This is a genomic window from Mucilaginibacter sp. (genome assembly GCF_036383575.1).
In the GTDB taxonomy this organism is placed as follows: domain Bacteria; phylum Bacteroidota; class Bacteroidia; order Sphingobacteriales; family Sphingobacteriaceae; genus Mucilaginibacter.
The window spans coordinates 1-9,620 of the sequence record NZ_DASVOB010000325.1 but is presented as its reverse complement, the minus strand read 5'-3'; the positions used below and the strand labels follow the sequence as shown (position 1 = coordinate 9,620).

Below are 9,620 nucleotides of genomic sequence, written 5' to 3'. Positions count from 1 at the left end.
CAAGGCTTATAGTTATATTTCAAACCGAGGCTTACCCGGGGCCATTGTAGCCAACAAATTCAACTACTCGCAAAGGCAATGGGACCGCGACCAGTTTATCCAGGCCAATTATGAAAGCAACACGGCTAATCGATATAGCTTCAAAGCGGTAGCCAAATACAGCGACAATTACGAACGCTACCTCGATCCGGAATTTGTGACGGCTACAGGTTTCCTGGATAACCGCTTTTACCAACATGAACTTTATACTTCTATAGCCAATCGTTACCGCATTTTACCGGTTTGGGATTTGGCGCTCTCCGCCGATTTCCAGATGAACAATCTCGACGCTAATTTATACCGATTCCCGTATCCAACCCGCTACACAGAACTGGTTTCAATAGCTTCACAGCTCAGGTTAGGAAGGCTTAATTTGCAGGCATCACTACTTAGCACTTTTGTTAATGATCAGGTAAAGGAATATACCGGGGCGGGGCGTAAAACAGCCTATACACCAACAGTAACTGCCGGATGGCGCTTACTGAACAATAACGACCTGATGCTCCGGGCATTTTATAAAAATATCTTCCGGCTACCCACCTTTAATGATTTGTACTACACGCTGATTGGAAACACCCTGCTCAAGCCCGAATACGCAAAGCAGTACGATGCCGGCTTTACCTATAATCACCAGTTTAAAAACCAGCTGCTTCAATCATTTTCTATTCAGGCAGATGGTTACTATAACCAGGTAAAGGATAAAATCATAGCCGTTCCCGGCCTCAATTTATTCAGATGGGTGATGTATAATGTGGGCGATGTGCATATAAAAGGAGCGGAGATCAATATCCAATCCGGATGGAATATTGCTAATGAGCTTACTATCACTGCCGGGCTCAATTACACCTATCAACAGGCTTTTTATAAAGAAGGGGGCATTACCTATCGCTATAATATTCCTTATGTGCCTATGCACAGCGGTTCGTTCACTTTAGGGGCAGATTATCACCGGTTCCAATTCAATTACAGTTATTTATATAATGGACTTCGTTACGATGAACAGAGTAATGATGTAAATCATGGTGATAATACAGTAGCACCCTGGTACACGCATGACCTTTCAGCAAGCTATCTCACCAAAATATATAAGCGTAAAACCAGGTTTACCATCGAGGTAAATAACCTCCTGAACCAGGACAGGGAGATCATCTCCAACTTCCCGATGCCCCGGCGCTTTTATCGCTTCAAACTAAGCTATAATATCTAACCATGAAAACATCAAAAATAGCCCTATATCTACCCGTTGCACTGTTTATGGTATTGCTTGCGGCATCATGCCGGAAGGCATCGCAAGTAATACCTAAACAGGTTGAACAGATTGCTGCGCCGGATCCGTCGAGTGTAATTAAAGGGATATACCTGCTTAACGAGGGTAATATGAACATGAACAAGGCCTCGTTAGATTTTATGAACTTCCGTACCGGCGTTTACGAGCGAAATATTTATAACGAAGCTAACCCCTCGGTTACCAAAGGCCTGGGCGATGTGGGCAATGATATTGGTATTTACGGTTCCAAAATGTATGTGGTGGTCAATATCTCTAATAAAGTAGAGGTACTGGATGTAAAAACCGCGAAAAAATTAGCCCAGATAGATATCACCAATTGCCGCTATGTAACCTTTCATAAAAATAAGGCTTATGTAAGCGCGTATTTAGGCAAAGTTGGCGATCCTAAAGCCCCTAACGGTATCGTTGCCGAAATTGATACCACCAGTTTACAGATAGAACGAAAAGTTACCGTCGGCCGCCAACCGGAGGAAATGGCTATTGTTGGCGAAAAGTTGTACATAGCCAACTCAGGCGGTTATAGTCCGCCGGATTATGAGCGTACGGTTTCGGTAATTGATTTGGCCTCGTTTACCGAGCTTAAACGTATTGACGTAGCTATTAATCTCGACAGGTTAAAGGCCGATAAATATGGCGATATCTACGTTACCTCGCGCGGTGATTATTATACCATTCCATCCAAACTATTTGTTATCGATACCCAAACCGATGCAATTAAAAAAACATTTGACATAGCTGCGAGCAACCTTTGGATAGATGATGATACAGCTTATATCTACAGTACAGAATGGAGCTATCCGCAGCAAAAAAACACCATTAGCTATACCATGCTCAATGTAAAGGACGAAACCATACTGAGCAGCAAATTTATAACCGACGGCACCGATAAAAAAATAGTAGTGCCGTATGGCATAGCCGTTAACCCGCTTACCAAAGATGTTTTTGTTACCGATGCCGGTAATTATGTGGCTTCAGGCACGCTTTACTGTTTCGACAAAAACGGGGTTATGAAGTGGAAGGTACAAGCAGGCGATATCCCCGCCCACATGGCCTTTGTTTATTAATTCAATTCATTTTTTAAATACAAACAGATTCTTTATGAAAAAACAACAACTTAAACTGCTCGTGATATTAGGTGCATTATGCGCCCTTACCTGGGTATCATGCAAAAAAGATAAAGTTACCGAAACCGGTCCGCAGGAAGCGCCTATCCGCCCAATAACCGCTTAGAGCAATGCTTACGTAACCACCTTATTTGATTTTAACCCTGCACCCGGACAATTCACCAATACCGGTCTCGGCGATACCACCGCAGCCAAAGCAACCTTAAAAACCGACCAGGGGCTTGTAAGCCTCGGCGGCTGGGGAGGTTACATCGTGGTGGGCTTTGATCATACCGTACTTAACGCCGATGATAAAACGGATTTTATTGTTTACGGCAATGCCTTCGCTCAGTTTGCTGAACCCGGCGTTATCTGGGTAATGGAGGATAAAAATGGCAATGGCAAGCCTGATGATACCTGGTACGAGATCAAAGGCAGTGCTTTTTATAAAGATGGCTACACCCGTAATTATTCGGTGACTTATACCCGCCCGGCATGCGATACCTGTAGCGTGCCGTGGAAAGATAATAAAGGCAACACGGGTGTTGTGCAAACCAACATGTTTCATTCCCAGGCTTATTACCCTATCGGCCTTAAAACAAATACTTACACTTTAACAGGAAGCCTGTTGCCATCAAGCAATATCAATATGGACGATCCTACCTACATCACCAGTGCATCATTTGATTATGGCTATGCCGATAACACCGGCGGCGGTGATAAAATTGATATCAGCAGCGCTATCGATGATAAAGGCAATAAGGTAAACCTAAAGGGGATCGACTTTATCAAAGTTCAAACCGGCATCCTGGCCAACATGGGCTGGCTGGGCGAGCAGTCAACCGAATTTACAGGAGCTGCCGATCTGAGCCTGCTTAAATAATCTGCTACGCAATTCGAATAACAACTATTATAAAAATCATCATTATGAAAAAAACAATTACAACGAAGCTTGGCGCAATCGCATTTTCGTTACTGGTTTTAGTCGCTTCGTCATGTAAAAAGGACGAGGTAAGCTCAAGCAATAAGAAAACCCTTAAAACCGAATCATTAGGAAAGTATGATAACGGCTTCTTTTTAATTAACGAAGGCTGGTACGGCCATGGCACCGGAAGCGTAAGTTTTTACAGCTTTGCTACCAGCACCAAGCAGGATAGTATCTTTACTAAAGAAAACCCCGGCAAAACGCTTGATCCGGCTACTTCAACTTTAGAGTATGGAACAATATATAATAACAAACTGTTCCTGGTATCAAAAGTTGGTGGCCCGGTTGTGGTTACTGATCCATATTCGCTTAAAGAGCTTGGCCGCATTGCGGCCGTTGGCAGCAACAACTGGCAGGCTTTTGTTGGCATTGATGCTACCAAAGGTTTATTGAGCTCGGCAAGTGGTATCTATCCGTTTGATTTAACTACCTATACTACCGGCACAAAATTAACCAGCGTAACCGGCAGCGTTGGCGACATGATCAAATCGGGCAATTATATTTTTGTGTTATCGCAAAGCAAAGGTGTAGTGGTACTTAACGTGTCCGATTATTCGGTTGCCAAAATCATATCGGGCATGGTGGTAGCATTTACCAAAACTCCTGATGGTTCGGTATGGGCTGCAGGCGGCACTTCATTGATCAAAATCAATCCAACCACTTTGGCAGTGACAACTGTTACTTTGCCATTTACTGCAAACAGTACCTGGTTCGCATGGCATCCGGGTTCAATTACCGCATCTACCCAAAACAACACGGTTTACATAGCAAACAACGGGACATTTAGCGGCGCAACCACCATTTACAGGTATATTGATGGTAACGCAGCTTCTTTAACAAGTCCGTTCATCACTATACCAACAGGTAAAGAATTGTACGGCTCGGGTATTGGTTATGTTCCACAAACCAATCAGCTCGCGGTTACTACAGTAAAATCAGGCTTCGGTACTAACTATGGAGTTAATGATCTCTATTTTTATGATTTGAATGGTACACAAGTGGGCGACCTGCAATATTCAGGTTATTACTTCCCGGCTATACCGGTATTTCATTAATTCTTAATTTTTATCCTATAAAAAAGCTGAGGTTATATCTCAGCTTTTTTGTTAATTATTATTCAGTGAATGCTTTTTCATGATATAATGAAGCTCCAAAAGTGTGGCCGAGAAGATAAAATTAACGAGTTCCCATTTCTGATCCGACATGTTTTTTCAAATTAATCAAATTGCACGATTTTTCAATTGCATAAATTTCAAATTCGTGCAATTCGATTGATTGTAGCAAGTGCGAAAAATAATTCGTGTGAAAATTTTTTTTACTGCGATTTTGTAAACACATTAAAATTGTTTTAAAGACGATTTCTCTGACTAAGGAGTGCTTGGTGGATACAGTCTAAAAAAAAGCTTATAAAAAAGTAAAGCCCCTGATGGGCAGGGGCCTTTACTAACCAATTATAAACCTAAATTATGAGAAGACTTTTTTATGTGGTGTTATCTTTAACACGGTGTAAAAGTAACACTAAGTTTTGATATTCGAAAAATATTTTTTGTAATTTTTTTGTAAGTTTTACTAATTACTTTCTCTTCCGATATCTTATTGTCAAAAATAAGAATAATTCATTATTAATTTACTAATTTTTTGAAAATTGTTTAATGAAATTACTTTCGACTATATTTCAGAGCAAAAAACAAGCTATTTTGATTTTAAAGTTTACAAAAATTTAATTTTAAATGATTTTTAAATTAAAACAAGGGTTTAAAATGGCATTAAAACTAAAAATACACCCGTAAAAGACTTTAAAAACTACTTAACTCTTAATTTTTAGATTTAAAATACACAAAACGGCTCTTTTTTTTCAAATCAATCTCACTGTTTAGCTTCTTCAAAGAACTATTGTTTGCTAAAACAATTTATGTCCTAAACGTAAGCGCGTTATAAAAATTACTTTACAAAGGCTTTTTTTTAAAGATGCTTTAACATTTTTGCAGCCAAATAAGCTACCTCTTAAAATATGTCTTCAGTATCTACCACAAAACAACATCCGCATCTTACACCCTTAACCCTATGGATCATGACCATAGCTACAGGTTTAGTGGTGGCCAATATATATTATAACCAACCATTGCTGGCCGATATGGCACATACTTTTGGCGTAAGCGATAAAAAAGCGCAGCAAATATCGCTTTTTACACAAATAGGCTATGCTACTGGCTTGTTATTTATAGTGCCGCTGGCCGATATGCTTAAGCGTAAGCGACTTATTTTATTAGACTTTATCCTCATGATCATATCATTAATAGCCAGCGCTATGGCATCATCGGTAACTATACTCATGATAGCGGGTTTTTTGGTGGGTGTATCGTCAGTAATTCCGCAATTACTGATCCCCATGGCAGCACATTTGGCTAAACCTCATGAGCGGGGCAAAAAAATTGGTTTTGTAATGAGCGGTTTGCTAATAGGTATTTTACTATCACGCACACTAAGCGGTTTTATAGGCGAACATTTTGGCTGGAGAAGCATGTATTACATAGCTGCAGGGCTAATGTTGCTCATTTGGCTCATGATATTTTTGTTTTTGCCCGAAATTGAACCCGATTACAAAGGCAATTACGGTAAATTAATGAAATCATTAATCCATTTGGTGAAAACCCAGCCTAAATTAAGGATGGCCGCTTTCCGCGGTGCGCTATGCTTTGCAACTTTCAGCGCTTTTTGGACAACCTTAGTGTTCCTATTAAAGCAGCCGCAGTTTAACGAGGGCAGCGCGGCCGCCGGTATGTTTGGCCTGGTTGGCGCTTTTGGGGCAGTCGCCGTTGGTTTTATGGGCAGGTTAAGCGATAAAATGGATGCACACAAGCTATCTATCTATACACTCGCGCTTATCCTGGTCTCCTTTATTGTATTCTATTTTTCAAGCCATAGTATCATCGGGCTCATTATAGGAGTTATCCTGCTGGACATGGGCGTTCAGGCTACGCATATCTCCAACCAGTCTATCATTTTTGCATTGATCCCTGAAGCTCGCAACCGGATCAATACAGTATACATGGTGTCTTATTTTATAGGCGGGGCCCTGGGCACCTTCTTCGCCAGCCTGGTTTGGAAAAACTACGAGTGGAATGGGGTATGCGCTATCGGTGTTATCTTATCAGTAATAGTGATCATAGTGCATTTGTTAAGCTACAGGAAATCGTCCGCTGTTGCAACGAGTGTTCGCTAATACTTGCCTGTTAATTGGCTTCTGACGGTTGCTTTGATGGCATTGATCAAAAAAAGTTAAAAATTCGTCTAAAAAAATATCATTGAACTTCAGCTATTTACATCTTATTGTAAAATAAAACTGAAGTTTTAATGACTTTTTATGCCCTTCCGGAAAAGTTTGGCATTGATTTGGAGAAGTACTAATCAAACGCAGCTGTTATGGAAGCAAAAGACAAAGCGGTTAAAACTGAAGAAGAGAAAGAATGGGAAAATCCGGTGGAACCAACCAAGACTTCAGACCCGCGTGACGAGGAGCAAATACTGAGGCAGTATAAAGAAGCTAAACGCCGCCACGACAACCTCAGCGAGAACGAAGACGAAAAAAAGAAAGACTAAACAAAGACATTAAAATATTAAAAACCTACAACATGAAAACGCAAAAACAAACATCAACTACCAAACTTATAGCCAGCTTTGACAACACGCTTAAAAATATCATCATGAGCGATCTGAAAGCTATTAAAGCTAAAACACCGTACTTAACACCGGCTGCTTAAACTAAACATAAAACATTACACCTACCTACAACTCCATCTACCTATGAAAGCATATAAACCAACACCAGCAATAACTAAATTACTTGCACGCTTTGACGCCGAATTATTAGAGCTGTTAAGGGAAGATCTGAAAAACTACCGGGCTAAAACCCAATTCATGAGCAACAACAAGCAGGTAGCAGCACAGCAAACGCTGTCTGCCGCTTGATCAACATATATCTACATCTACCTATCGAGTACTAACATCACCTATGAAAACGTGGAGCCCTGTAACAAACAGGGCTCTATTTTTTTGCATAAATCTGGAGTGGGTTTAATATTGTGTTAAGCCTGTATAATATTAAATAACAATATGTTAACATCCGGGTCATCTAAAGGAAACGGCTATAACGGTTATTTGGAATTAAAGCGGCAGGCGAAACATATTCGCCGGTCATAAATAAAGTTTTATGCATTTTTCAATCCCCGCGGTTATTCTCCCCTTCCTTGGCCAGGTGGATCTGAGCGGTTCGCTGCTCGTTGTTTTTCTCCTTTGCATACTGGCAGTTATTGGTTTCGAGTTCGTGAATGGTTTTCATGATACAGCCAACGCGGTAGCTACGGTTATTTATACCAAAGCCCTGAAGCCGGTTTACGCTATTCCATGGTCGGGCTTCTGGAACTTTTTAGGCGTTTGCCTTGGCGGGGTTACCGTAGCTATGGGCATTTTAAAACTGGTGCCTTTAGATACACTGATGACCTTGCCGGTGAGTGTTGGCGCCTGCCTGGTGCTTGCCGTGTTATTATCATCTATTATCTGGAATTTGGGTACCTGGTACTTAGGCATCCCCTGTTCAAGCTCACACACCATGATAGGCGCCATGATTGGCGGCGGACTTGCCTTTACCTTATATTATAATGGCCCGGGCGTAAACTGGGGTAAAGCCGGCGAAATAGGCTCATCACTCATACTTTCGCCGATAATAGGTTTTGGCGCAGCAGTATTGCTAATGTTGTTTCTGAAACATGTTACCAAATCGCACGCATTATTTCATATCCCCAGCGGAGAAAATGACCGGCCGCCTATACACATTCGTCTTTTGCTGGTTACTACCTGTACGCTGGTAAGCTTTTTTCATGGCAGTAATGACGGGCAAAAAGGTGTGGGCTTATTCATGTTGATATTGATAGCGTTTTTACCGGCCCGCTTTGCAGTGAACCACGCGGTACCTAACGATAAAGTTTTATCGGCCCTGAACCAAACGGAGTTGATTATCAATCAGCGGCTTGGTAACGCTGGCGAAAAGAAACCTGTTTTAACAGAGCTGGCAACAGCCATCAATCAAACCAAAGCATCCCTGGCCGAAAAAAATGAAAAAGAGGTAGCAAAAACTTACCGTTACCGTAAACAGGTTGAGGGAATAATTAAAGATATCAGGGCTGTAATTAAAGATAACAAGGTAAACCTGGAGGCGAAGGACAATGAGGTGCTTACCAATGCCGCCAACGAATTGGAGCATGTAACTGATTTTGCACCAATTTGGGTTATCGCTATTATCTCCATTTCGCTTGGTATAGGAACTATGATAGGCTGGAAAAGGATAGTGGTTACCATTGGCGAAAAGATTGGAAACGAACATTTGAATTATGCCCAGGGGGCAACATCCGAGATAGTGGCAGCATCAACCATAGGTTTAAGTACAGGCTTGGGTTTGCCGGTGAGTACTACGCACGTATTGTCAAGTGGAATAGCCGGAGCCATGGTTGCATCAGGCGGTAAAGGGAATTTAAATAACAATACGCTTAAAAACATCGGGTTAGCATGGATACTTACTTTGCCGGTTGCGATAATTTTAGCATTTTTATTATTCATGCTTTTTCATTTGTTTATATAATACGGTAAAATGAAACAGATACTGGTAGCCACCGATTTTTCAAAATGCGCCGCAAACGCCATGGCCTATGCTATGGAACTGGCAAATATATTAGGCCGGGAAGTTTGCGCTATACACGCCATACACCCTACCGAGGGAATCAACAACAGCACCTACAACGCCATTTTTATTGAAGACTACTACAATAACAAGCGCGAAGCGCTAAAAGAATGGGTAAGTATTTATACCGAAGGCGAGAAGTATAAAAATGTTAAGGTAACCACGCTTTGTGATGTAGGCTTTTTAAAGGCAGTGATAACCCGGTATGTTGAAAAGCACGAGGTTGAATTACTGGTGATGGGCATCATGGGAGCTACGGGTATCAGCGGTATCGTAGGCAGTAATGCCAGCATGGTAGTAACCAAAATAAAGGTACCTACGCTGATCATCCCGCTGGAAAGTAAGTTTGAAAATGTGCCGATGATAACGTTGGCCACCGACTTTGAAACCCGCCTTTCAGCTGTTGATGTAAATGCTTTAAATGAAATGATCAAGGCGTTTGGCTCGGCTAAAATGCAGGTGCTTTATGTG

At 41.4% G+C, this 9,620-nt stretch carries 11 protein-coding genes; all 11 read left to right on the top strand.

Annotated elements, in window-relative coordinates:
- The coding region (locus VF500_RS11215; protein ID WP_330859756.1) for a TonB-dependent receptor plug domain-containing protein at positions 1–1,246 on the top strand (1,246 nt) is incomplete at its 5' end.
- Between the two features lie 2 nt (positions 1,247–1,248).
- A complete protein-coding gene (locus tag VF500_RS11210; RefSeq protein WP_330859755.1) occupies positions 1,249–2,391 on the top strand; it encodes a YncE family protein in 1,143 nt (380 codons plus the stop codon).
- A gap of 34 nt (positions 2,392–2,425) precedes the next feature.
- Entirely contained in the window at positions 2,426–2,557 is a 132-nt protein-coding gene (locus VF500_RS11205) for a hypothetical protein (protein ID WP_330859754.1), read from the top strand.
- Positions 2,558–2,704: 147 nt separating this feature from the next.
- Positions 2,705–3,313, top strand: coding sequence for a hypothetical protein (locus VF500_RS11200; RefSeq protein WP_330859753.1), 609 nt, complete (start codon positions 2,705–2,707; stop codon positions 3,311–3,313).
- A 44-nt stretch (positions 3,314–3,357) separates the two neighbouring features.
- Positions 3,358–4,470, top strand: a complete 1,113-nt coding sequence (locus tag VF500_RS11195) for a DUF5074 domain-containing protein (protein ID WP_330859752.1) — start codon at positions 3,358–3,360, stop codon at positions 4,468–4,470.
- Positions 4,471–5,426: 956 nt separating this feature from the next.
- Positions 5,427–6,638, top strand: coding sequence for an MFS transporter (locus tag VF500_RS11190; RefSeq protein ID WP_330859751.1), 1,212 nt, complete (start codon positions 5,427–5,429; stop codon positions 6,636–6,638).
- A 200-nt stretch (positions 6,639–6,838) separates the two neighbouring features.
- Positions 6,839–7,015 (top strand): hypothetical protein, encoded by a 177-nt coding sequence (locus tag VF500_RS11185; RefSeq protein WP_330859750.1) that lies wholly within the window; start codon positions 6,839–6,841, stop codon positions 7,013–7,015.
- Positions 7,016–7,047: 32 nt separating this feature from the next.
- Positions 7,048–7,176: a hypothetical protein gene (locus tag VF500_RS11180; RefSeq protein ID WP_330859749.1), complete on the top strand. Its 129-nt coding sequence runs from the start codon at positions 7,048–7,050 to the stop codon at positions 7,174–7,176.
- A gap of 43 nt (positions 7,177–7,219) precedes the next feature.
- Positions 7,220–7,384 carry a hypothetical protein gene (locus VF500_RS11175; RefSeq protein ID WP_158604167.1) on the top strand — a complete coding sequence of 55 codons (165 nt, stop codon included), beginning with the start codon at positions 7,220–7,222 and terminating at the stop codon, positions 7,382–7,384.
- A gap of 241 nt (positions 7,385–7,625) precedes the next feature.
- A complete protein-coding gene (locus VF500_RS11170; protein ID WP_330859748.1) occupies positions 7,626–9,050 on the top strand; it encodes an inorganic phosphate transporter in 1,425 nt (474 codons plus the stop codon).
- A 9-nt stretch (positions 9,051–9,059) separates the two neighbouring features.
- On the top strand, positions 9,060–9,620 hold a 561-nt coding region (locus VF500_RS11165; RefSeq protein ID WP_330859747.1), incomplete at its 3' end, for a universal stress protein.

What these genes read in the sequence shown, in the direction of transcription:
- VF500_RS11210 (WP_330859755.1), top strand. Translation starts at nt 1,249, where the DNA reads ATGAAAACATCAAAAATAGCCCTATATCTACCCGTTGCACTGTTTATG.
- VF500_RS11205 (WP_330859754.1), top strand. Translation starts at nt 2,426, where the DNA reads ATGAAAAAACAACAACTTAAACTGCTCGTGATATTAGGTGCATTATGC.
- VF500_RS11195 (WP_330859752.1), top strand. Translation starts at nt 3,358, where the DNA reads ATGAAAAAAACAATTACAACGAAGCTTGGCGCAATCGCATTTTCGTTA.
- VF500_RS11190 (WP_330859751.1), top strand. Translation starts at nt 5,427, where the DNA reads ATGTCTTCAGTATCTACCACAAAACAACATCCGCATCTTACACCCTTA.
- VF500_RS11185 (WP_330859750.1), top strand. Translation starts at nt 6,839, where the DNA reads ATGGAAGCAAAAGACAAAGCGGTTAAAACTGAAGAAGAGAAAGAATGG.
- VF500_RS11180 (WP_330859749.1), top strand. Translation starts at nt 7,048, where the DNA reads ATGAAAACGCAAAAACAAACATCAACTACCAAACTTATAGCCAGCTTT.
- VF500_RS11175 (WP_158604167.1), top strand. Translation starts at nt 7,220, where the DNA reads ATGAAAGCATATAAACCAACACCAGCAATAACTAAATTACTTGCACGC.
- VF500_RS11170 (WP_330859748.1), top strand. Translation starts at nt 7,626, where the DNA reads ATGCATTTTTCAATCCCCGCGGTTATTCTCCCCTTCCTTGGCCAGGTG.